General features: G+C 72.1%; 19 protein-coding genes and 1 pseudogene. 14 read left to right on the plus strand and 6 right to left on the minus strand.

All coding sequences use genetic code 11. The annotated features are described in order from the left end of the window. The 3 genes from ABZ887_RS42240 to ABZ887_RS42250 all read right to left on the minus strand — a co-directional run bounded on the left by ABZ887_RS42240 (position 1) and on the right by ABZ887_RS42250 (position 2,639). Positions 1-843, minus strand: a complete 843-nt coding sequence (locus tag ABZ887_RS42240; protein WP_361302644.1) for a helix-hairpin-helix domain-containing protein — start codon at positions 841-843, stop codon at positions 1-3. 2 nt (positions 844-845) lie between these two features. Next, on the minus strand, positions 846-1,271 hold the full coding sequence (locus ABZ887_RS42245; protein ID WP_361302647.1) for a hypothetical protein: 426 nt from the start codon (positions 1,269-1,271) through the stop codon (positions 846-848). A 147-nt stretch (positions 1,272-1,418) separates the two neighbouring features. Beyond that, positions 1,419-2,639 carry a BTAD domain-containing putative transcriptional regulator gene (locus ABZ887_RS42250; protein ID WP_361302650.1) on the minus strand — a complete coding sequence of 407 codons (1,221 nt, stop codon included), beginning with the start codon at positions 2,637-2,639 and terminating at the stop codon, positions 1,419-1,421. A 144-nt stretch (positions 2,640-2,783) separates the two neighbouring features. On the opposite strand from ABZ887_RS42250, the gene ABZ887_RS42255 reads away from it, so the two are divergent. Then, entirely contained in the window at positions 2,784-3,326 is a 543-nt protein-coding gene (locus tag ABZ887_RS42255) for an NUDIX domain-containing protein (protein ID WP_361302653.1), read from the plus strand. Between the two features lie 248 nt (positions 3,327-3,574). On the opposite strand, the gene ABZ887_RS42260 is transcribed toward ABZ887_RS42255, so the two are convergent. After that, on the minus strand, positions 3,575-4,141 hold the full coding sequence (locus tag ABZ887_RS42260) for a methyltransferase domain-containing protein (protein ID WP_361302656.1): 567 nt from the start codon (positions 4,139-4,141) through the stop codon (positions 3,575-3,577). A 132-nt stretch (positions 4,142-4,273) separates the two neighbouring features. On the opposite strand from ABZ887_RS42260, the gene ABZ887_RS42265 reads away from it, so the two are divergent. The 5 genes from ABZ887_RS42265 to ABZ887_RS42285 all read left to right on the plus strand — a co-directional run bounded on the left by ABZ887_RS42265 (position 4,274) and on the right by ABZ887_RS42285 (position 10,757). Beyond that, positions 4,274-5,548 (plus strand): histidine kinase, encoded by a 1,275-nt coding sequence (locus ABZ887_RS42265; protein WP_361302659.1) that lies wholly within the window; start codon positions 4,274-4,276, stop codon positions 5,546-5,548. Continuing rightward, on the plus strand, positions 5,545-6,225 hold the full coding sequence (locus ABZ887_RS42270) for a response regulator transcription factor (protein ID WP_361302662.1): 681 nt from the start codon (positions 5,545-5,547) through the stop codon (positions 6,223-6,225). The genes ABZ887_RS42265 and ABZ887_RS42270 overlap by 4 nt, the downstream gene beginning before the upstream one ends. 127 nt (positions 6,226-6,352) lie before the next feature. Next, positions 6,353-6,724, plus strand: coding sequence for a hypothetical protein (locus ABZ887_RS42275; protein WP_361302801.1), 372 nt, complete (start codon positions 6,353-6,355; stop codon positions 6,722-6,724). Between the two features lie 191 nt (positions 6,725-6,915). Next, the gene (locus ABZ887_RS42280) at positions 6,916-9,027 is read left to right on the plus strand and encodes a LamG domain-containing protein (RefSeq protein ID WP_361302804.1); all 2,112 of its coding nucleotides are present in this window, start codon (positions 6,916-6,918) and stop codon (positions 9,025-9,027) included. Between the two features lie 257 nt (positions 9,028-9,284). After that, positions 9,285-10,757 carry a LuxR C-terminal-related transcriptional regulator gene (locus tag ABZ887_RS42285; RefSeq protein WP_361302665.1) on the plus strand — a complete coding sequence of 491 codons (1,473 nt, stop codon included), beginning with the start codon at positions 9,285-9,287 and terminating at the stop codon, positions 10,755-10,757. 53 nt (positions 10,758-10,810) lie between these two features. Here ABZ887_RS42285 and ABZ887_RS42290 read toward each other — a convergent pair whose 3' ends face one another. Continuing rightward, the gene (locus tag ABZ887_RS42290) at positions 10,811-11,239 is read right to left on the minus strand and encodes an ester cyclase (RefSeq protein ID WP_361302668.1); all 429 of its coding nucleotides are present in this window, start codon (positions 11,237-11,239) and stop codon (positions 10,811-10,813) included. A 157-nt stretch (positions 11,240-11,396) separates the two neighbouring features. On the opposite strand from ABZ887_RS42290, the gene ABZ887_RS42295 reads away from it, so the two are divergent. From ABZ887_RS42295 to ABZ887_RS42315, 5 genes and pseudogenes are all read left to right on the plus strand, one after another. Then, positions 11,397-14,312: an AAA family ATPase gene (locus tag ABZ887_RS42295; RefSeq protein ID WP_361302671.1), complete on the plus strand. Its 2,916-nt coding sequence runs from the start codon at positions 11,397-11,399 to the stop codon at positions 14,310-14,312. Positions 14,313-14,351: 39 nt separating this feature from the next. Next, positions 14,352-15,185 carry an alpha/beta hydrolase gene (locus tag ABZ887_RS42300; RefSeq protein WP_361302674.1) on the plus strand — a complete coding sequence of 278 codons (834 nt, stop codon included), beginning with the start codon at positions 14,352-14,354 and terminating at the stop codon, positions 15,183-15,185. A gap of 85 nt (positions 15,186-15,270) precedes the next feature. Beyond that, positions 15,271-16,368 (plus strand): AI-2E family transporter, encoded by a 1,098-nt coding sequence (locus ABZ887_RS42305; RefSeq protein ID WP_361302677.1) that lies wholly within the window; start codon positions 15,271-15,273, stop codon positions 16,366-16,368. A 96-nt stretch (positions 16,369-16,464) separates the two neighbouring features. After that, positions 16,465-16,623: pseudogene (locus tag ABZ887_RS42310) on the plus strand (transposase); the annotation flags it as partial. Positions 16,624-17,178: 555 nt separating this feature from the next. Further along, positions 17,179-18,015 (plus strand): TauD/TfdA family dioxygenase, encoded by an 837-nt coding sequence (locus tag ABZ887_RS42315; RefSeq protein ID WP_361302679.1) that lies wholly within the window; start codon positions 17,179-17,181, stop codon positions 18,013-18,015. A 33-nt stretch (positions 18,016-18,048) separates the two neighbouring features. Here ABZ887_RS42315 and ABZ887_RS42320 read toward each other — a convergent pair whose 3' ends face one another. After that, the gene (locus tag ABZ887_RS42320) at positions 18,049-18,651 is read right to left on the minus strand and encodes a TetR/AcrR family transcriptional regulator (protein WP_361302682.1); all 603 of its coding nucleotides are present in this window, start codon (positions 18,649-18,651) and stop codon (positions 18,049-18,051) included. A gap of 619 nt (positions 18,652-19,270) precedes the next feature. Between ABZ887_RS42320 and ABZ887_RS42325 the strand changes: the two genes are divergently transcribed. From ABZ887_RS42325 to ABZ887_RS42335, 3 genes are all read left to right on the plus strand, one after another. Beyond that, complete coding sequence (locus ABZ887_RS42325) at positions 19,271-20,314, plus strand: aromatic ring-hydroxylating dioxygenase subunit alpha (RefSeq protein ID WP_361302685.1); 1,044 nt, start codon at positions 19,271-19,273, stop codon at positions 20,312-20,314. Positions 20,315-20,325: 11 nt separating this feature from the next. Beyond that, positions 20,326-21,315, plus strand: a complete 990-nt coding sequence (locus tag ABZ887_RS42330; RefSeq protein ID WP_361302688.1) for a PDR/VanB family oxidoreductase — start codon at positions 20,326-20,328, stop codon at positions 21,313-21,315. 132 nt (positions 21,316-21,447) lie between these two features. After that, the gene (locus ABZ887_RS42335) at positions 21,448-22,554 is read left to right on the plus strand and encodes an ABC transporter substrate-binding protein (protein WP_361302691.1); all 1,107 of its coding nucleotides are present in this window, start codon (positions 21,448-21,450) and stop codon (positions 22,552-22,554) included. The last annotated feature ends 69 nt before the right edge of the window (positions 22,555-22,623 follow it).

A 22,623-nucleotide genomic window follows, 5' to 3' on the forward strand; every position in this document is an offset into this window, starting at 1 on the left:
TCACAGGCTGAGCACGAGCCCGTTCACCGTGGCCGCCAGCGCGCTCGGGCGGAGCCCGCCGGGTTCGCGGAGGCTGACCGCGACGCCCAGGCTGTGGGTGCCGGGCGGCAGGCCGGGCAACGGCAGCCGGATGACGGGGTGTCCGGCGGCCACCACGCCCCGGCCGTCGGTCAGCATCCGCCGTCCGGCGCCGGTCAGGGTCTCGGTGACGGCCGCGTAGTACGCAAAACGCAGCTCCGGGTCACCCGACGGCGGCAGTTCGAGCGTGACGTCCAAGGCGAACGGCGCCCCCGCCCGTACGGTGCCGCCGTCCCCGACCGACAGCCGGGGCTCGGCGAGGACGACGGTCGGGGACGCCGGCGGCACGGGGCGAGCCGCGGACTCACCGGCTGCAGCTGCGGTTGCGGCTGCCTCCGGCTCCGGCTCTCGCTCCGGCTCCGTCTGCGCGTCGGCCTCCGGCGGGGCCGGCCGGCCCAGGACGCAGGCCAGCAGTGCCTGGGCGTCCCACTCGGGCCAGTGCCGGGTCTCGCCGGTGCGTAGTCTGCGGATCTCCGTCGCGCGGACCCGGCCCTGGTCGAGCCGGACCCGCAGGAAGAAGGTCACTGACTCCTCCTCGTCGGCCGGCTCCGGCTCCGGCCCGGGTTCCGCCGCAGCGAGTTCCGCCGCGTTCTTGCGCCATCGCTCGACCCGGTTCACGGACATGCCGTGCAAGTCGTGCACGGCGGCCAGCACCTCGTCCGTGGATGCGGCCGACAGCTCGGCGCAGGTACGTATTCCGGCGGCGGCCAGTCTGCGCGCGGTGGACGCACCGACGCCGTCGATGCGGGTCAGCTCTTCGGTCACGGCTACTTGATGACCTCGATCACCGGCAGCGTGGTGAACGCTCCGACGCTGTTGACGCCGGGGAGCTGGACCAGGGCCGAGACCTGGTAGAGCCCGGGCGCCAACGTGCCCACCGGCAGAGTCACTTCGGTGGCGGTGCCGCTGTGCACCACCTGCGTGGGCGACGGCGAACCCGTGATCAACGGGCGGTCGACGGACTTCGTGACGTCGCTGGTGCCCGAGAGCGAGGCGAAGGCGTAGGTCACCCGGTACTGCACCGTGCCCATCAGTCCCAGCAGGGACCCGCGAGCCTCGAAGGTCACGCTGACCGTGATCGGCAGGGAGGCGGTGAGTATCAGGCTGGACGGAGTGGAATCGTTGTCCTTCACCCGGATGTTCCTGGCGTCGACTCCGAAGCCGGGATTGTTGAGTTCGGGTTGTCCGGTCATGCTGGTCTCCCCTGAGACGTGAGCGGTCGGCTCGGCGGCGGTGTGCCACCGGCCATGGCACCGGTTATTCCGGACGCCGCTTAACCGCCTCGCCCGGCACCGCTTAATCGCGCGGCCCGGCGCGTTAAGCCACGCGTTAAGCGGCGCTCACACCGGAAGGTCGGCGCGGAGCCGGTCGTACAGTGCCGCCGTCTCGCGCTGTGGCGGTATGCCGAGTTCGGCCCGCAGGGCCTTGGCGCAGGAGCGGAACTGGAGGATGGCCAGGTGGGGTTGGCCGATCCGGCTCAGGCAGCGCATCAGGCGGCGGTGGGCGCTCTCCCGGCACGGGTCCAGCTCGACCAGCCGGCGGCAGAGCTCGGCGCAGGGGACGTAGCGTCCGGTGGTGAAGTGCAGTTCGCTGAGCCGGGCGAGGGCGTCGAGGTGGGCCAGGCGCAGCCGCTCCCGGTAGAGGGCGCTCCACTCCTCGTAAGGGGATTCGGCGAGGAACTCGCCCCGGTAGAGGGCGAGCGCCTGTTCGTAGTCCGTCACCGCGACGGTCTTGTCGCCGTGGTCCTCCGCGTCCCGGGCGGTGTGCAGCCGCAGCTCGAACTCGTCGCAGTCCAGCCACAGGCCGAGGCCCGGGCAGAGCCGGTAGGTGCCGCAGCGGAAGACGACCACGGGGTCGCCGGTGGCGGTGCGCAGGGTCTGGCGCAGCTGGTGCAGTGCGACACCGAGGCTGTTGCGGGCGGCCTCGGGGGCGGAGTCCGGCCAGAAGGCGTCCATCAGGGCCTCCCGGTGCGGCCAGGGGTCGCGGTGGGTGGCCAGGAAGGCGAGCAGTGAGCGGGTGCGGTGGCCGTTCCAGCCCTCCGCGGGGACGCCGTCGACGCTGACGCTGAGCGAGCCGAGCAGGGCGATCGCCAACTGTGGCGCGAGATGCGGCGCGAGGTGCGGCGCGAGGTCCGCGGCAGGCCCGGTCGACGGGTCGGGAGACCGTTGCGGTTCCGGGGCGCGCCAGGTGTTGCGCAGCCGCCCCCAGAGCCGGGGGCCGGGGTCGGCCTGGACGGTGTCGTCCGATGGGCGCGGTGGGGGCCGGCCCGCGTCCGACGACCCGGCCTGCCGGAACCAGTCTGCGGCGGCCTCGCGGTCCCCGGCCAGCAGGGCCAGGCGTCCCTGGCGCAGTTGGGCGGCCCGCAGGTGGGTCGCCAGCCCTGCGGAGGCGGCCAGCATCGCCGCGGTACGGGCATGGGCGGCGGCGGTCGCCAGGTCGCCGGTGTCGGCGGCGGCGTCGCTCGCCCCCAGTAACTCACGGCAGAGCCGGTCGTTCGGGACTCCGGGCAGTGGTGGTTGCAGCGGCGGCTGCGGCGCGGATGAGTTGCTGTGACCAGGCATGACGTCTCCCCCTGCGGTTCTGCCTGGCGTCCACTCAAGGGCGGTGGTTTGTGCGTGTCAATCCGCATTTCGGTGTAGCGGCCGACGGCGTCCGCAGGCCGTCGGGGCCGATTCCGCACCGCGGCCGGACGACCCTCCCCTAGCATGCCGAACGAGCCCGTCTACGAAGGGAGACCCGTGGCGGACCGGCGCACCGGCGGCAGGCCACCGGCCCTGCGGCCCGCGGTGGAATCGATGACCCTGCTGGCGGCCGCCGTCATCGTCCACGACAAGGAGAACGACCGGGTCGTCCTCCTGCAGCGCGGCCCGGGCGCCAAGTACGGGAACGGTCTGTGGGACCTGCCGGCCGGCAAGAGCGACCCCGGCGAGCCCGTCACCGGGACGGCCGTGCGTGAACTACGGGAGGAGACCGGGCTGGTCGTCGATCCGGAGTCGCTGCGCGTAGCCCACCTCATCCACGGCGCCTGGGGTGTCGAGGCACCGGGCGGCTTCCTCACCGTCGTCTTCGCCACCCACGAGTGGACCGGCGAGCCGGTCAACGCCGAACCGGCCAAGCATGTACAGGTCCGCTGGACCGGCACCGACGCCATCCCGGAGGCCATCGTGCCGACGACGGGCATCGCCCTCGGCCACTATCTGCGCGGCGGCACCCACCTGTCGATCGCCGGCTTCGGCGACGCCGACTAGGCCTTGCCCCCTCCCCCGCGCGAGGGAACAACAGAGCCGCAGCTCAGAAAGTTTGTCCTCACGCGGCGAGTGGTGGGGGGGGGTGGGACTCGAACCCACGGCCGAGTTCGTCCACCGAAGTGCGCATGGACCTGGGTCGCGGCGTGTCGGACGCCAAGGACCGCAGCCCGACCTTGCCCCTCACCTCACCTCGGTGCGGTCCTCGGCCTTCCCGGTCGTGTTCCTCGCTCTCGCCGGTCTGTCCGCGGTCATGGCCCCCGGGTGGCCCGGTGCACGAAAGCGGGCGGCAGGTTCGCCCACACCGTCTTCGAGCGTTCCAACCGGTCGAAACGGCAGGCCAGTTCGGCGGTGAGTCGACGGGCGGGCGGGGTCCAGGCCGCGTGCACATAGGCGAAGGTGGTGAACCGGCCGCCGGGCGCGAGGACTTCGGTCACGGCATCCAGGATGTACCCGCGCTGGTTCTGCGGCATGACGGTCCACGGCAGCCCGGAGACCACCGCGTCGACCGGTTCGCCGACCGTGGCGGCCAGATCGGCCGCCGACCCCTGCACCACGGTCAGGCGGGTGTCGCGCCGGGTGGCCGTCAGCCGGGCGGCGAGCACCGGGTTGAGCTCGACGGCGACGAGCCGTGCGTCGGGGGCGAGCCGGGCGAGGATCGCGTCGGTGAACACCCCGGTCCCCGGGCCCAGCTCGGCAACGGTCCGGGCCTGCTCCAGGCCGATGCCCTCGGTCATCGCGTACGCCAGTCGTCGTGAACTGGCCGCCACGGCACCGGTCATGAGGGGCCGTCTGAGGAACTCGGTGGTGATCGACATGGCGGCCATGGTGGAAACGCCCCGGGTGGCCGCACGTCGTATCCCCGGCCGGTGTCCGTACGACTGCGGGAGGACCCCGTGACGCCCGCCAGGACGATGCCGGGGAGCGGGCCCCGGCCGTAGCGTGAGGCGGTGCGACGGCTGATCGAGACCCTGCCCCGCCTGCGGCGCGGACATCCGTGGCTGACGGACCTGCTGCTGGTCGTGCTGGTTGCCGTGCCCCCGGTGATCCGCCCCCAGCCGGGCTGGCGGCCCGTCTGGGTACAGACGGGCGTGTACGCCGCCCTGGTACTGCCCCTGTTGTGGCGCCGCCATCGGCCGGTGCTGGTCGCGGCCCTGGTGACGGCCGGATTCTGGGTGCAGTTTCTCGGGCAGGTGTGGGGACAGGAACCGGGACGCGGCGCCGTCGCCCTGGCCGCGGTCCTGGCCACCCTCACGGTGCGCGGCCTGCGCCGGGCCGCCGCGGCGACGGTGATCTGTGCCGTCGGCTGCGTGGTGCTGTGGATCCCCGCCTGGCAGCGGGACTACGGGGGCCCGGGTGCCCGCGGTGCCTGGCTCACCCCGCTGGCCGTGGGGCTCCTGCTGGCCGGGGCCTGGGTGTTCGGCGAGTACGTCCGGGCCCGGCGCGCCTATATCGCCGAGTTCGAGCGACGGGTGGCGCTCGCCGAGTCGGAGCGCATCGCCCTGGCCCGGGTCGCCGTCGCCGAGGAGCGGGCGCGCATCGCCCGCGAGATCCACGACGTCCTCGCACACGGGGTGAGCGTGATGGTGCTGAACGCCGAGGGCGGCAGGCTGATGCGGCACGCCGACCCCACGGTCGTCGACCGCACCCTCGGTGTGATCAGCGCGACCGGCCGCGAGGCCCTGGACGAACTGCGTCGGCTGCTGGAGGTGCTGCGCACCCCCGACGCGGACGCCTCAGCCGACGGCCCCGGCCCCGGCCCCGATAGCGGTGGGGCCCGCGAGTCCCTCTCGGCGGATCTGCGGCGGCTGGTCGGGCGCCTCAACACGAACGGCACGCGCGCCCGGCTGGACCTTCGCGGAGAGCCGGGCGGCCTTCCGGCGGATCTCACCGTGCAGACGTACCGCATCGTGCAGGAGGCGCTCACCAACGTCGTCAAGCACGCGCCGCCGAACGCCACGATCCACATACGGGTCGACACCGGTACCGAGGGGCCCGGACGGCTGGTCCGCGTCCGGGTGGAGAACTCGGCCGGAGCCGAAGCGGGAGCCGCCCCGGAGCACCCCGCCCGACTGCTCTCCTGCGGCCACGGACTCAACGGCATGCGCGAACGCACCGCCCTGTATGGCGGGAGCGTCGACGCCGGACCCACACCCGACGGGGGCTACCGGGTTGCCGCCACCCTGCGCCCCACCGAGCCCGAGCCCACCACGGCGACGCCATGACCGGCCGGAGCCCGTCCTCGTCCCGGGTGCTGATCTGCGACGACCAGGAACTGATCCGGATGGGACTGCGCATGGTCATCGACAGCCAGCCCGACCTCACCGTGGTCGGCGAGGCCACCGACGGCGACGCGGCGATCGCGGGCGTGGCCGCCCTGGAACCGGACCTCGTCCTGATGGACGTACGCATGCCCGGTCTGGACGGGCTCGCCGCGACCGAACACCTCTGCGCGCAGCCGCATGGGCCCCGGATCCTCGTCGTCACCACCTTCGACCTCGACGAGTACGCCTACGCCGCCCTGCGTGCCGGGGCGAACGGCTTCCTCGTCAAGGACGCCCCCGCCGAGGAGATCCTGGTGACCGTCCGTGCGGTGCTGCGGGGCGAGGTCATGGTGGCGCCCTCACTCACCCGGCGCCTGGTCGAACGCTTCGTCCTGCAGTCCCCCGCGGCCGTACCCGCACAGCGCAGCCGCCTGGCCGCGCTCACCGAGCGGGAACGGGAAGTCCTCGCCCTGGTCGCCCGGGGACTGGCCAACGGCGAGATCGCCGACCGCCTCTTCGTCGGGGAGACGACCGTGAAGACCCACCTCGGCCGGATCCTGACCAAACTCGGCCTCCGCGACCGTATCCACGCAGTGATCTTCGCCTACGAGAGCGGGCTCGTACGGGCCGGGGACTGACTGCCCGGCAGACCGCCCGCGACTGGGACCGAGGTTCACGAACGGCCGGAGCTGTTCGTCGACCGACGGCCACGGCTGCGCCGTCACGGCCCCTGTACGACCCCTGTGCCTTGGCATCGATCCTCGGATCAGTCGCCCCGACGGCGAGCGACAACGACGCTCGTCCACTCCGCCGCAGGTCAGGTGTGCTGGGGATCCCCCGAGCTCCGATGACCGCAGGCTGACCGAACTGGTCGGCCGACTCGCCGTTCAGTGCGATGAGTTCGCCTCCCGCTGGGCCCGCCGTCCGGTGCGCACCCGTACCTCGGGAGTGAAGCAGCTGCGTCACCCGCCGGTCGGCACGACGGACCTGAGCTTCGAGAACCTCGTCATCCCCGGCTCGTCCGGCCGGCGCCTGATCGCCTGTACGGCCGAACCGGGCTCACCTTCCGAGGCGGCTTTGCGCCTGCTGGGCAGCACGGTCGCGCGTGAGATCGAGAGCACCACCGCGACGGTGTGAGGCCGGACCCGCCGACGACGTGTGCTCCGCCCGGCCGCCCTTCCCCGCCCGGCGGCATGCGCGGAAAACCCCTCCTGTGCTGTCGGTGGCCCCTGTTAGCTTCGTGCACCTGCGTGATCCACAATTCTCACGCGCCAACAGGGGAGGGCCACTTGACCAGATTCAGATGGACGGGCCGGCGGAGACGGACAGTGGTGGGGAGCTGTGCGGCGGCGCTGCTGGCCGCGGCAACCGGGACGGCGCACGCGGTGGACAACCTGCCGCCGAGGCAGCCGCTCGTCCAGGACCTCCGGTCGGGAGGCAAGGCCTGCGCGACCGGCGAGGACACGCCGTACGTCTCGGCACCGCCCAGGCTCAGCGCGGTGCTGTACGACCCCGAGGAGGACAACCAGCCCTCCGAGGCCAGCCCGGTCAGCGGCGAGTTCGAAGCCTGGTGGACGGACACGGCAGGCGTGGAACAGCGGCGCACCTACACCACCATCACCCTGACGTCGGGGCAGAGCCAGTACTGGACGGTGCCGAGCGACATCCCGGCGAACACCGTCATCTCCTGGCATGTCCGCGCGAACGACGGTGAGTCGACCTCCGCATGGAGCGACGAGGGCGACGGCTCGGTCTGCTCGTTCGTGTACGACGACGTGAGCCCGGAGAAGGCGACGATCACCTCTCCCGAGTACCCCAACCCGGAGGACGTGTTCTGGGTCGACGGAGTGGGCGTCTACGGCCACTTCACCGTGGACTCGCCCTCCGACGACGTGGTGTCGTACACGTACGGCTTCGTGGGCGGCCCCTATGGAACCGTCTCCGCGGAACAGCCGGGCGCGGCCGTGACCATCCCGTACCTGCCCCTGACTTCGGGACCCAAGTCGCTGACGGTCCACGCGATCGACCGGTCGGGCCGCAGCAGCGGAGAGTCGCGTTACGACTTCAATGTGAAGGCCGGCCGCGCTCCCGTCGCCCGCTGGAAGCTGGACGACCCTGCGGGCTCCCGTGCGGCCGCCGCCGAGACCGGCACCGTCGCCCGTGCCGGGACCGGCGTGACCTTCGGCGGCCCGGTGCCCGCGGGCACCGCGACCACCGCCACGGTCAGCCTCGACGGCAGCGGCCACGGCTTTCTCACCCCGGACGCCCCGGCGGCCGACATCCGCAGGACCTTCGCGGTGAGCGCGTGGGTACGGCCCGCCGAGACCGACCGGAACATGACCGTCGCCAGCCAGGACGCCGACGGGGCGCCCGGTTTCAGCCTCGGTCTGCACCGTCAGGACTCGGGGCCCGCCTGGTCGTTCGCGATCGGCGGCGCACGGGTGTCCGGCGGGACCCCCGAGACCGGCGAGTGGACGCATCTGCTGGGGCTCTACGACGCCGAGACCGGAAAGGCGCGGCTGTACGTCAACGGCCACGAGGTCGGGACCGCGGCCGACGCGACTCCCGCCGAGGCGGCCGGCGCCTTCCAGATCGGGCGCGCCCGCGGGGCTGCCGGCTACCGGGACCGGTGGCACGGGGACATCGGTGACGTACAGGTTCACGACCGGGTCGTGGTGCCCGACGAGGCGGCCGAACTGGCTTACCGCAAGCCGAAGCTGCTCGGCCACTGGTCGCTGGAGAACGCGACGGACGGGGTGAGCCCCGAGCAGTCGGACGGCGCGCCGCTGCGGCTCGGCACGGGCGCCTCGATCTACCGGGGCTCCGACGATTCCTGCATCCCGGACATCGACCCCGACTGCACCTATGTACCGCCGCCGCTCGTCGGCGAGGGACATCTGCGCCTGGACGGCGAGAACGGCTATGCCGCTGCCGACGGGCCCGTCGTGGACACCGGGGACAGTTTCACCCTCGGCGTCGTCGTACGCCTCGCGGACTCCGATCCCGCCCACCCGATGACCGTGCTGTCGCAGGCCGGTGAGCACACCGACGCCTTCAAGGTGCGTTACGAGCCGTCCACGCACACCTGGCAACTGGTGATGCCGGAGAAGGACGAGGCCGGAGCCCCCGAGAGGGTGGTGTCCCGGATCGCGGGCGCGGACGGCGGCGAGGGCCAGGGCCATCGCCTCGCCGTGGTCTACGACGACGCCACCGACACGATCAAGCTCTACCTCGACGGCTACACCAACGCCGACGCGACCACGACCCTCCCCGACGGCTGGCACAGCACCGGCGCCCTCCAGATCGGCCGGGCCGAGGTCGGTGACGGCTGGGGCGAGTACCTGCATGGCGACGTGGACGAGGTACAGGCCTATTCGGGCGCGCTGAGGGACAAGGACATCCTCGCGCTGGGGTGGAGCACGAACCCTTGCCTGTGCTGACCCCTGGTCCCTGACCTCCCCCGCGGCCCGCCCGAACCCACGTTCCGGCGGGCCGCCCTGCGGAACACCGGGTCATCACGGGGGGCAGAAGGTTTCTCCTCGCGTAGCGCGTGATGGGGCGGGTGGGACTCGAACCCACGGCCGACGGATCATGAGTCCATTGGGGATCTTGGCGGTCCTTGCCGATCATTGCCGATTCGCGCCGTTCTTGCAGGTCAGACATGCTGATCGGTGTCAGCCCTGTGCAGTGCTTATCGATGCGTTCCTGTCCTTGCGGCCCCTCAACGGCCCCTGCGGGTCTTCGAGATGGACGCCGGCCGGAGCAACCGCCGCATCCAGCCAGTTCAGCCGCGGAACTGCTGCTCCCGGACGACGAACGGGCGGCCCGCGACACGCTGTTCCAGGCGCTGGAGGCGGCCACCTGGACCGGCAAGGCCGACATGACGGCGGTGGCGCGGGCCGTACGCGCGCTGACACCCGCCGCCCCGGACTCCGCCTCTCCGACCGACCTGATCAGCGCGGCGCTGACCGCCCGGCTGCTTGACGGTCCCGAGGCCGCCTACCCCCTGTACCGGCGTTGCGTACGGAGCCTGCTCGTCAGCGAGGATCTGCGCGGTTTCAACCTGGGCAGTGTGCTCGCCGGCGAGATGTGGGACCTGGAGGGCCTGCTGGCGCTCACCTCACGCTGGGTCGAACTGGCCCGGGCCCGGGGCGCGCACGGCGCCCTGTCGCTGGCGCTGCTGCTGCGGGCCATACCCGAGCTGTGGCGCGGCAACTTCACGGCGGCGGCGGAGTTCGGCCGGGCCGCGGCCGACCTGTCCGATCTGACGACACGGCAGCAGGGCCGTACCGGTGGCGGTTACGAGTTGCTGTACTGCGTGACCGGCCCCGAGCAGGCCGCGCGGGAGGCGGCCGGGGCCCATATCCGAGAGGCGACGGCCGCGGGCCGGGAGCACTACGGCGCCCTCGTCCCGCACCTGGCCCTGTGCCAGCTGGAGGTGGCGCTCGGCGACTACCCGGCCGCGCTGACCCACGGACGACGGGTGTTCACCGCCGACACCCCCGGGCCGACCAGCGCGAACGTCCTCCCGGAACTGGTCGAGGCGGCCCAGCGGTCCGGGGACCCGGAGACCGCGCGGGCCGCCCTGGCCCGACTGCACACCGTCGCGACCGCCAGCGGCACCCCCGTCGCCCTGGGCCTGCTGGCCCGCTCGCGCGCGTTGGTCGCGGACGACGACGAGGCCGAGAAGCTGTATCTGGAGGCGATCGAGCACCTGGAGGCGTCCGCGGCCCGGCCGCAGACGGCTCGCGCGCACCTCGTCTACGGCGAGTGGCTGCGCCGGCGACGCCGGCGGCGGGAGGCGCGGGACAGTCTGCGGACCGCTCTCACCCTGTTCGAGGCCATGGGCGCCGAGTTCTACATCCGCCGCGCCCGCACCGAACTGGCAGCCACCGGCGAGCGGTTGCGGCACCGCCCGGTGGAGTCCGCCGTCCAGCTCACTCCGCAGGAGGCGCGGATCGCCCGGCTGGCCGCCGCGGGCGTCCCGAACCGGGACATCGCGGCGCAGTTGTTCGTCAGCCCCAGCACCGTCGAGTACCACCTGCGCAAGACCTTCCGGAAGCTGGGCGTGACGGCCCGGGGACAGTTGCGGGACGCGCTGGCAGCCATCGGGGACGACGGGACTACGGGTCTCAAGGATTCGGCGGACCCACCCCCCGACCTACGGTGACGGCACACGTCCTCCTCGGCGAAGGGATCACCGGTGCGCTATGGGCCCGCCGTTCACGACCCGATACCCAGGACCCGCCGCAGGGACTCCTGGTCGATGAACTCGTACTGCTCGACGATCGCCCCGGCCTGCCAGCGGCAGACCGTGGTGAACGCGACGTCGAAGGTGCGACCGGTCGCCGCCGCCTCGGTCCCGTCGGGGAGCCGTACCGGCCGCGTCACCCGTCCGCGCAGCCGGGCGACGGTGCAGGTCTGGTCACCGTGTCCGAACGCGGCCACGTAGGGCTCGGTGACCACGTGGTTCTCCGGGAAGAGGGTGCAGAACTCCCGTGCCCGGACGACGTGTTCGGCCCGTCCGTGCGGGCCTTCGTCACCGGCCGCCCAGGCCGTCAGGTCCGGGGCGAGGAGCGCTTCGTACGCATCCCAGTCACGTTCGTTCCACGCGTCGTCGATGGCCCGCATCCGGGCCAGGTTGGAGATCATCTCGGCGCCCTGCCGCCTTTCGTAGCCGCTCCGGTGTACCGGGACCGGCGCACCGGGTGCCATTCCAGGGCCCGGCGACCGCGTCGGGCCATACGTCACCTGACGGTCTGTCCGCCGTCGCCTTCCCGGCGGCCACTGAGCACGGTGAGGAGCCTGCATGTCCATCGAGCAGTCGTCCGGGCCCGGGCCCCTCGGCGGGGATGCCGTCGGGCTACTGGGGCGATCGGCGGACCTGGAGTTCTTCGCGGAGCTGCGTCGGCGGCTGACGGACGGGGGCGCGGGGACGGCCGTCCTGCTGGAGGGCCCGGCCGGCGTGGGGAAGACCGCGCTGCTGGAGGCCGCCGCGGACGGCGCGCGGGCCTCGGGGTTCCGGGTGCTGCGCTTCGCCGGCGTGGAGTCCGAGGTCACGCTGGCCTACTCCGGCCTGCACCAGCTGCTCTTCGGCATGCGTGACGGCTTCGACCGGCTGCCGCCGGGGCAGCGCGCGGTACTGGAGGGGGTCCTCGGCAGCTCGGTGGCCCAGGCGCCGCCGGAGCGTTTCGCGGCCTCCGTCGCCGTACTCGAAGCCCTGCGGCGCACGGCGGAGGACGGTCCGGTCCTCGTCGTGATCGACGACGTCCAGTGGCTCGACCGGGCGAGCGGCGACGTCCTGGAATTCGTGGCGCGCCGGCTGTCCGGGCTTCCGGTGGACCTGCTGGTCGCGGGCCGGGCGGGCCATGCGCACGCGCTCGACCGGCACGGACTGCTGCGCCGGCGAGTCGAGGCACTGGACGAACGGTCCGCCGCCGCCCTGCTGCGGGCGGCCCACCCCGGGCTGGCACCGCACGCCTGCGAACGGCTGCTCCAGGAGGCCGCGGGCAATCCCCTGGCGCTGCTGGAGCTGCCGGCCCTGCTGAGCCGGGAGCAGTTCACCGGTGCCGCCCCGCTGCCGCTGTCCCTGCCCGTGGACGACCGGCTGGAGGCGCTCTTCGCTCCGCGGCTCCGTGAACTGCCCGCGGCCACCTTGGAGTTGCTGCTGGTCGCCGCGCTGGAGGGGACCGGCGGGCTACGCACGATCTGGGCGGCGTATCCGGGCGGGATGGAAGAGGCCGATGCCGCGCTCCTGGCCGCCGAGGAGGCGGGTCTGGTGCGGGTGGACGCACGGGCGGGCCGACTGGTCTTCCGGCATCCGCTGGTCCGCTCGGCCGTCGTACGCACCTGCCGGCCCGGTCGGCGGCGGGCGGCGCACCGGGCTCTGGCCGAAGCACTGGAACGGGACCCGGAACGCCGGATCGGGCACCTGGTCGCCGCCTCCCTGGGGCCCGAGGAGCAGCTCGCGGCCGACCTGGAGCAGGCGGGGCACGCGGCCCTGGGGCGCGGCAGCGCCGCCCTCGCGACGACCGCGCTGCGCCGGGCCGCGGAGCTCAGCCCGGAGCCGGCCGAGCGCAGCCGGCGGTTGGCGCACGCGGCGTACGCCGCGGCCCAGTCCGGTGCCCTGGACGTCACCGCGGTCCTCGTCGACGACGGGTACGGGGAGCGGGCCTCGCCCCAGGACACCGCGCGCGCCACCCTGGCCAGGGTGTACGCGCTACTGGAGACGGACGGGGACGCGACGGCCGCCCACCGGCTGCTGACCGGTGTGATCGACGGACTGCTCGCCGCCGGGACGGACGGCGCCGGGACCGGTGGTGCCGGGACCGGTGGTGCCGGGACCGGTGGTGCCGGGCGGCAGCAGTCGCCTGCCGCGGTCCGCGAGGTCGTCGGCGAACTGCAGTTCCTGCTCACGCTGGTGGCGTTCTACGCGCAGCGGACCGATCTCTGGCCGGAGGTGCTGGAACGCTGCCAGGACGCCCCCGACCAGGTGCGGCTCTACTGCCTGGCCTTCGACGCCCCGCAGGAGCGGGCCCCGGAGGTCCGGCGGCGGATCCGGCGGGCGTTCGCCGCCCTCCCGCCCGACGCGGGCCCCCGGCCGGTCACCCAGCTCTCCATGCTCAGCGTCTACTTCGACGAGGCCTCCGAGTACCGCGAGCACTGGATGCGGGTCGCCCGGCGCTCCCGGGAGGGCGGCACCTTCGTGCAGTGGTCGTACGGCACCATCCTCCTCGGTCACGAGGCCTTCTTCGCCGGCCGTTTCACCGAGGCCGAGGCGCTGGCCCGGGAGGGCCTGGCGACGGCGGAGGAGCTGGGGCACCGCCTCGCTGGATTCCGGCTCGCCTCCCAGCTCGCCCTGGTGGCGGCCGTCCGGGGCGACGCCGAGACCGTCGGCACGCTCACCCGCACCATCCTCGCCTGGAGCGAACCGCGTCGGCTCGGCCTGCTCCAGGTGTCCGCCCGGCAGGCCCGCGCGCTGCTCGCCCTGGGGCAGGGGAACTACGAGACGGCATACCGCGACTGCGCGCTGGTCAGCCCGCCCGGAACCCTCCCCCCGCTCAACCCGCGCGCGATCTGGTCGGTGTACGACCTGGTGGAGGCGGCCGTGTACACGGGCAGGACCCCCGAGGCACGCGTCCACGTCGCGATGGCGCGGAGCGCGTGCCTCGGTGAACTCTCGCCCCGGCTCGCGCTGTTGACACACGCGGCGGCGGCCCTCGCCGGTCCGGCGGAGACGGCCGAGGCCGGATTCCGGCGGGCCCTGGCGGTCGCCGACGTGCACGCCCCCTTCGACCGGGCCCGGGTCCAGCTCGCCTTCGGCCGCTGGCTGCGCGCCCACGGCCGCGAACCGGAGGCCGCCCGCGAGCACCTGACGGCCGCACTGCACACGCTGGAGGAGCTGGGCGCCGCGCCCTGGGCCGCCGCGGCCGGTACGGAGCTCGCCGCCCTGACGCCGCCGGCAGAGCCTGAACCACTCGACCAGGACGGCCTGTTGACCCCCCAGGAACTCCAGATCGCGGATCTGGCGGCCACCGGACTCAGCAACAAGGAGATAGGCGCCCGGCTGTACATCTCCCCGCGCACGGTCAGCACCCACCTGTACAACATCTTCCCCAAGCTGGGCATCCGCTCCCGCGCGGCGCTGCGCGACGCCCTCGGAGCACAGGCCCGGGCGGAGTACGGCGGAGAATACGTCGAATACGTCGACAGACCCGTCATCTGACGGTCGCGGCCCGCGCCCCGCGCTTCCTAGCCTGCCGCCATGTCCGCACACGATGAACAGCAGATCCAGGCCGCCAACGACTCCGGCAGGACACCCGTGGTCTTCGTCCACGGGCTGTGGCTGCTGCCCAGCAGCTGGGACCGCTGGGTGGATTACTTCGACCAGGCGGGTTACGCCGCCGTCTCGCTCTCCTGGCCCGACGACCCGGACACCGTGGCGGAGGCCAACAGCCACCCCGAGGTGTTCGCCGGCAAGACCGTCGGGCAGGTCGCCGACCACCTGGCGGACCTGATCGGCCGTCTCGACCGCAAGCCGGCCGTCATCGGCCACTCCTTCGGCGGACTGCTCGCCCAGATCCTCGCCGGCCGCGGCCTGTCCGCCGCCTCGGTCGCCATCGACCCGGCCCCCTTCCGCGGCGTTCTGCCCCTGCCCGTCTCCGCGCTCCGCTCGTCCGCGCCGGTGCTGAGCAACCCGGCCAACCGCCACCGCGCGGTCCCGCTCACCTTCGAACAGTTCCGCTACGCCTTCGCCAACGCGGTCAGCGAGGAAGAGGCCAAGGAACTCTTCGAGACGTTCGCCGTACCGGCCCCCGGCGCCCCGATCTTCCAGGCCGCCACCGCCAACCTCAACCCCTGGACGGAGGCCAGGGTCGACACCGGGAATCCCGACCGCGGCCCGCTGCTGATCATCTCCGGCGAGAAGGACCACACCGTCCCGTGGGCCATCGCCAACGCCTCCTACAAACAACAGCTGCACAACCCCGGCGTCACCGAGATCACCGAGATACCGAACCGGGGCCACGCCCTCACCATCGACAGCGGCTGGCAGGAAGTGGCCGAAACGGCCCTGACGTTCGTCCGCCGCTTCGCCTGAACAGATCCGGGCCGCCGCCACCGCCCCGGAGGGTGTGAACGGCGGCCCGGCCCCACGGCCCCAGAGACAGGAACGCCACACCACCGTGTCCAAGTCCAACGATCCGGCCCCGACGCCGATGCCGGCCTGGCTGCCCAGAGCGATCGCCGTCGCTCTCGTCCTCACAGCGGTGTTCGAGATGACGGTCTGGGCCGCCCGGCAGCTCGTGGGTCTCGGAGTGCTGCTGCTGGTCTCCTTCTTCCTGTCGATGGTGATGGAGCCGGCCGTGTCCCGCCTCCAGGCCCGCGGCATGGGCCGGGCCGCCGCGACCCTGCTCGTGTTCGCGGTGACCGTGGCCTCGCTCGCCGGTTTCGCCACCGCCGTGCTCACCCTGCTGATCGACCAGACGGCCGAGGTCTCGCACCGACTGCCGGCACTGCTCGCCACCTTGGTCGAACGAATCAACAACACCTTCGGGACGACCCTCACCACGGACCGCCTGACCGACGACACGGGAACCGTCGAGACGTACGCCCGGCAGGCCGCCGACCACCTCTGGGGCCTGTCCACCACCGTCGTCGGCGGCGTCTTCGACCTGCTCACCGTCGCTCTGTTCGCGTACTACTTCACCGCCGACGGCCCCCGCCTGCGCCGCGCCGCCCTGTCGCTGCTCCCTCCGCAACGCCAGCCCGCCGTGCACCGCGCTTGGACGGTCGCCCTGGCCAAGACCGGCGGCTACATGTATTCAAGGGCCCTGCTCGCCCTGTTCTCCACGCTCGCCCACGCGGTGGCCTTCATGGTCCTCGGCATCCCGTACCCGGTGGCCCTGGGTATATGGGTGGGCGTCGTCTCGCAGTTCGTGCCCACAGTCGGAACGTACGTGGCCGCGGCCCTGCCGACGCTGGTGGCGCTGACGGTCGAGCCCATGGACGCCCTGTGGGTGATCGTCTTCGCGACGGCGTACCAGCAGGTGGAGAACTACGCCCTGCAGCCTCGCATCACGGCTCGCACGGTCGACGTCCATCCCGCCGTGGCCTTCGGCTCCGTCCTTGCCGGAGCGGCCCTGCTCGGTGCGGTCGGCGCAGTCATCGCGATCCCCACCACCGCGACCCTCCAGGCCCTGGCGACGGCATACCTTCCCCGCTACAAGGTCGCCCCCGCCCTGGATACGACGGGCAACCCGCCCGAGGACCGCCCGATGTGAAGGGGGCGCCGACGCCGTTCAGCGGCGGCGGGGAAGATGTCGGTCCCCTGTGCCCACTCGCGCGGCGACTCGCGTTGCCACCAGGAGCCGGGGGCGCCCTGGCTCCACTCGTTCGTCGCCGCGCCGGAATCGGGCCGGATCTCGTGGTGCCGGATCCTGGGCGCTCCGCGGCCGGGGTCGGCCGACGATGTCGCCGAGGTCCCCGTGGCCCAGGTCCGCCGGGTGGTCGAGGACCTCGTAGAAACGGGCCGTTGGCGCGCGACCCGGCACTCGACCGGCCGCGCCGTGGAAGGCAGCCCACGCCGCGCAGCCACCAGATGTGACAACGAATCGGCCCGTCGACACCGTCAACCCGGGCGCAGCTGCGCTGTCCCGGCCCCTGTACGACCCCTGGACGAAGGGGACAGGACCCTCGCACAGCGGAGTCCCCTACGAACGCATGGACCTGCGTGGTGTGCTACCGCTTCCGCAACTCGGCGAGGCGGTGCACACGGGAGGCTTGGACCGGCGGAGTTCCTCCTCCGATCGCCGATCACCCGGGCCACGACGGCCGGGTCCGCAGCAGCTGCCTCACCCACAGGACCATGCGGCGCCTGAGCACGTCACGCCCCATACCGAGCTCCTTGCCGTCCTTCCTCGGCCGCGCGTTCTCGGCCCGCAGCCGGGCCGACCCCTCGGCCCCGCTCTCGCCCCGGCCCCGTGGGCAACCCAAAGCACGCGGGTGCGTCACTTCGGTGAAACACGGGACTCCTACTCTGATTGAACCGTTTGGTTCAATCAGGCTTGGCCCCGCGGACTTCAGGAGGCGCCGTGTTGGACGTCAGCAGCGCAAGTTTCGTCCCGCGCAAGGTAACCGGCCCACAGGAGGCGGCAGCGGTGCTCGCCGCCGAGGGCGCGGCCATCATGACCGGACTGCCGGACGAGGAGACGGCGGTCGCGATGGGCCGCGCGGTCATGGGGGACCGGGCCGTGCGTTGCGGCACCCAGTTCGAGGCGACGAAGGAGAGCGGCCGGGTCGAGGCGATGAAGATGAGGGCGCAGCCCGCCGACAGGCGTGGCCGCAAACGCGACGGCGGCCCGGCCGAGGAGCGGATGGTCGCCCACAACGACGGCTTCGCTTTCGGTGACTACGCTCCCGACCACCTGTTCCTGTGGTGCGAGCGGCCCGCGGTCAGCGGCGGCGACTCCTTCCTGATCGACACCGCCCGGCTGCTGGACCTGCTGGCCGCCGATCCCGGCAGCACCGCGCTTGCCGACTTCTGCCGCACTGTCGACATCGACCACTCCGAGCCCAACTACCCGCAGGGCGGCTTCTCACCGATCGTCCGACGGACCCCGTCGGGCCGCTTCCAGGGCCGTCACCATCCCTATCTCGCTCCGGTCGAGGGCCCGTTGGAGCCGGAGCACTGGACGTATGTGCGCGCCTGGCAGGACGCGGTCGTCGCGGCCCGGGACAGCGGGCCGATGTTCCGGGTGGGCCCGGGCGAGATGATCTGCATCGACAACTACCGGGTGCTGCACGGCAGGGACGGGTACAGCGACCCGCTGCGCAGGGTCTGTTCGATCTGGGGCTGGAGCCAGGACGCGGTCGCGGTTCCGGACGGTCCACTGGACATTGTCGTCCCCCGGATCCCGATGGCATCTTGAAAACCCCATCTCGCAGGGTGATGTGACGAGGCCTCAGGATCCAGGGGCGGCGGCCGCCGCCGCCCGCCGGGCGATCGACTCCGCGGCGGAAGCCATCGCCCGATCGGTCCCGGCCCGGTCGCCCGAGGTGATCAGGTCCAGTTGCAGGCCGCGCCACAGCGCGACCAGTTCCCGGGCCAGATCGTCCGCGGCGGGCTTCGGCACGCCACCGCCGCCCAGCGAGGCCGCGAGCTGTTCGCGCCAGTCCCTGCCCACCGACCCCAGGAAGCTGTCGAACCGGCCGCGTTGATGCGCGGCCAGGCCCAGTACCTCGAAGAACGTCCGGTGGAACGGCAGGTTCTCGGCTGCCGCCACTGCGTCCCAGGCCGCGGTGATCCGCTCGCGCAGCGGGCGCGGCTGGTCGTCCATGATGGCGAACGCCTTGCCGAGAATCGGGAAGCGCCCGCTCGCCTCGGCCAGCGCAGCCGTGATCAGCTCCTCCTTGGAGCCGAAGTAGTACAGCAGCATGCGATTGTTGGTGCCGATCGCGCTGCCGAGCTTGCGCAGGGTCATCTCCGCGACGCCGTGCTCCAGCACGTAGTCCGCGGTCAGCCTCAACAGGCGGTCGCGTTCGGACAGGGCCTGGGTATCGGGCATGGCCAGCACATTACCCGCAGCTCAACGGGCGTGACCGAGCGGCTCGGGGCTCGACGAGGCGTTCATGGACACGGCGGCGTTCAGCAGCGCCTCGGCCCGCAGCCAGGGATTGATCACATGCACCCACGGCTTGATCACCTGGTTGCCCGGAATGCACGGCCTGTCTCCTGCGCGGGCGCTCGCTTCGACGCCCCGAGCCAAAACCGGGCATGGAATCCGTAAGTAACAAACACGGAATGACAGGGCAATCTCTCTGCGTCAGTCTCGGCATGGTCGTCCGGCGGCAGACAGTCGGCACTGAGCACGGAGGGAAGCGCGATGAGCTCTGTCAGCGAGTGCAGCACAGACCTCCGGTGCCGTGCCCACCAGTCGGCCTGGACGCGCGGACGCGTGGCGCACGGTTCACATCCGGAGTCCGAGGGCTCTCCCAACTGACCTCATACCGACGACCGCGGCCGGTGCCCTGCCCGGTCTGCGGTTCCACGGTGTCCCTGGCCCGGGATCGGCTTGTCGCCGCACTCTTTCACCTCGCGCTTGTCCCACGCCGTCGTCCCGGCGTGCGCGCCTCGCAGGTGTCTGTCCGGCCGTTCCCGGCCGCGCTACGCAGAAGGATTTTTGCATGACCACTGCTCCGCCCCGGCCCGTCCTGCCCCGGGACTGCACGTTCGACGCCGACGACTGGGCGATCCTCGCCCAGCACTGGTACCCGGTCGCCCTGTCGAGCGAGATCGGCGGCACCCCGACCGCCGTGCGCCTGCTCGACGAGACCCTGGTGGCCTACCGAGCGCGGGGCACCGTGGTCGTGGCCCACGACATCTGCCCGCACCGCGGGGTGCCGCTGAGCCTCGGCGGCGGCGACGGGACCGGCATCACCTGCGCCTATCACGGGCTGCGGTTCGGCGAGGGCGGCCGGTGCGTGCAGGTGCCGGCCCATCCGGAGTCGAAGATCCCGTCCCGGCTGAACCTGCGGACCTACCCGGTCGTCGAGCGGTACGGCCTGGTGTGGACCTGCCTGCGCCCGGAGCCCGGCACGGCCCCGGTGATCCCGGCCATGGCCCACTGGGACGACGAGGACTTCCAGCAGATCAACTGCCCCTGGATCGACATCGCCGCCTTCGCCGGCCGCCAGGTCGAGGGCTTCCTCGACGTCGCCCACTTCGGCTTCGTCCACCTCGGCTCCTTCGGCGACCCGGACAACACCGAGGTCCCCGACTACACCCCCGTCCGCCACCGGTACGGCCACTCCGTCGACTACTGGAGCACCGTCAGCAACTACCCGCACGGCAGCACCAAGCAGGCCCCGCCCGGCTACCGGTGGCTGCGCCGCTTCGACGTGCACCTGCCCTTCACGGCCACGCTCGAAGTGCACTTCCCCGACGGCGGACTGCTGCACATCATGAACGCCGCCTCCCCGGTCTCCGCCCGCCGGACCCGCATGTTCGCCCCGATCGCCCGCAACTTCGACACCGACCAACCCGTCCAGGCCGTGTACGACTTCAACCGCACGGTCTTCGAGGAGGACCGCGCCATCGTCGAGGTCCAGAAACCCGAGAACCTCCCCCTCGACCCGAAACTCGAAGTCCACATCCCCGCCGACCGCAGCTCCATCGCCTACCGGCGCGGCCTGCGCGACCTGGGCCTCAGTCACTTCTTCACCGCGTAGGGGCCCCCACCGTGCAGACACTCGACGTCATCGTCCACACGATCTCCCTCGCCTCCGGCACCAGCCTCAGTTACGAACTCCGGGCCGCGGACGGCGGGACCCTGCCGTCCTTCGAGGCCGGCGCCCACATCGACGTTCATCTCGGGCCCTCCCTCGTCCGTCAGTACTCCCTGTGCAACTCCCCCCGGGAAAAAGGCCGTTACCTGATCTGTGTACGGCGCGACGACACCGGCCGGGGCGGCTCCCGCACTTTGCACCGTGACCTCACCGTGGGCCGACGGCTACGGATCTCGCCCCCGCGCAACCACTTCCCGCTCGTGGCGGCCGGGCATCACGTGCTCGTCGCGGGCGGTATCGGCATCACGCCCCTGCTGTCGATGGCCGAAGCCCTGGCCGCGCGGGGAGCGTCGTTCGTCCTGCACCACTACACCTCCAGCGCGGCGGAGGCCCCCCTCCTGGAGCGGCTCCAGACCTCCGCTCCCGGCGAGCGGACAGTGGTCCACCACAGCGACCAGGGGGACACCGTCCGCGCGGGGCTGCCCGCCGAACTCCTGGTCCCGGAACCGGACACGGCCGTCTATGTCTGCGGGCCAGACGGCTTCATGACCCACGTCCTGGCCAAGGCGACCGCGGCGGGCTGGCAGCCCGGCCAGCTGCACACCGAACGCTTCGCCCCGGCGGCTCCGCCATCGACCCGAGGCAGAGAGGGAGACGGAGCGGAAGCCGAAGTCGCCAGCGCGTTCACCGTACGGATCGCGAGCACCGGCGCCGCCTATCCCGTCCCCGCCGACCGCACCATCGCCGAGGTCCTCACCGCCCACGGCGTCGAGGTCGAGCTCTCCTGCGAGCAGGGCATCTGCGGCGCCTGCCTCACCACCGTCCTGGCCGGCGAACCCGACCACCGCGACGAGGTCCAGACCCCCGACGAGCGCGCGGCGGGCGACCGGATCACCATCTGCTGCTCCCGCGCCCGCACCCCCGAACTCCTCCTCGACCTGTGACCCGGGATCCCTGATCCCGGACCGCCGCTCGACCGGAGACCGGCCCGGCACCGTCCGGGCCACGCTTCACCCGTGTTCCTCAGGTCCGCCCCTGTGCCGGTGCCCAACCGGCCAGTGAAAGGAAAGCGCGCCATGACCAGAAGTACGAACAGTGACGGCAGAGCGTTCGCCGCCACCGACCGCCGTCTCTTCCTCAGGCGGGGACTGCAGCTGGGCGGCGCCGTGCTGCTCGGCGGCCCGCTGCTCGCCGCGTGCGGCGATTCCGACTCGTCGTCCTCGTCCTCCTCCCCCACGTCCTCCGGTTCCAAGAGTTTCGGTGAGCTGACGCTCCGGCTGTCCTGGATCAAGAACGTCGAGTTCGCGGGCAGCTACATCGCGGACAGCAAGGGCTACTACACGGACGAGGGCTTCTCGAAGGTCACGTTGATCGGCGGCGGCCCGTCCGCGACGCCGATGGAGACGGACGTCGTCACCAAGAAGGCGCTCGTGGCGATCAGCTCCCCCGACATCACGGGCGCGGCCGTCGCCAAGGGCGCGCCGCTGAAGATCATCGGCGCGCAGTACCAGAAGAACCCGTTCTGCATCATGTCGATGGCCAAGGCCCCGATCGCCAAGCCGGAGGACATGTACGGCAAGAAGATCGGTGTCCAGGCAGGCAACGAGTCCGTGTGGGCGGCGTACCTCAAGGCGACCGGGCTGGACGCGTCGAAGATCACGAAGGTGCCGGTGCAGTTCGACCCGCTGCCCCTGACCCAGGGCACCGTCGACGGCTGGTTCTCCTTCGTGACGAACGAGCCGAACTCGCTGCGCCTGAAGGGCTTCAAGGTCGCCACGATGCTGCTCGCCGACACCGGCTACCCGCTGGTCTCGGAGACGTACTGCGTCCGCCAGGACACCATCGACAACCAGCGCGACCTGCTCAAGGCGTTCCTGCGCGCGGAGATCAAGGGCTGGAAGGCGAACATCGCCGACCCGGCGCTCGGCGCGAAGCTCGCGGCCGAGACGTACGGCAAGGGGCTCGGGCTGACGACCAAGGAGCAGACCCTTGAGTCCAAGGACGAGAGCGAACTGATGGTGAGCGCCGACACCAAGAAGAACGGCCTGTTCACGGTCACACAGACGCTGATCGACGAGAACATCAAGACGCTGAAGTACGGCGGCCTCGACATCACCGCCACGAAGCTCTTCGACCTCTCGATCCTCGAAGAGGTCTACAAGGAAGACGCCAGCCTCGTCTGAGGCCCCCGGCGGTACCGGTGCGGCCCCGTCGTCCCGCCGGTACCGGCTTCCCGTACCCGCACCGCACAC

Source organism: Streptomyces sp. NPDC047061 (assembly GCF_040643955.1).
GTDB lineage: Bacteria > Actinomycetota > Actinomycetes > Streptomycetales > Streptomycetaceae > Streptomyces.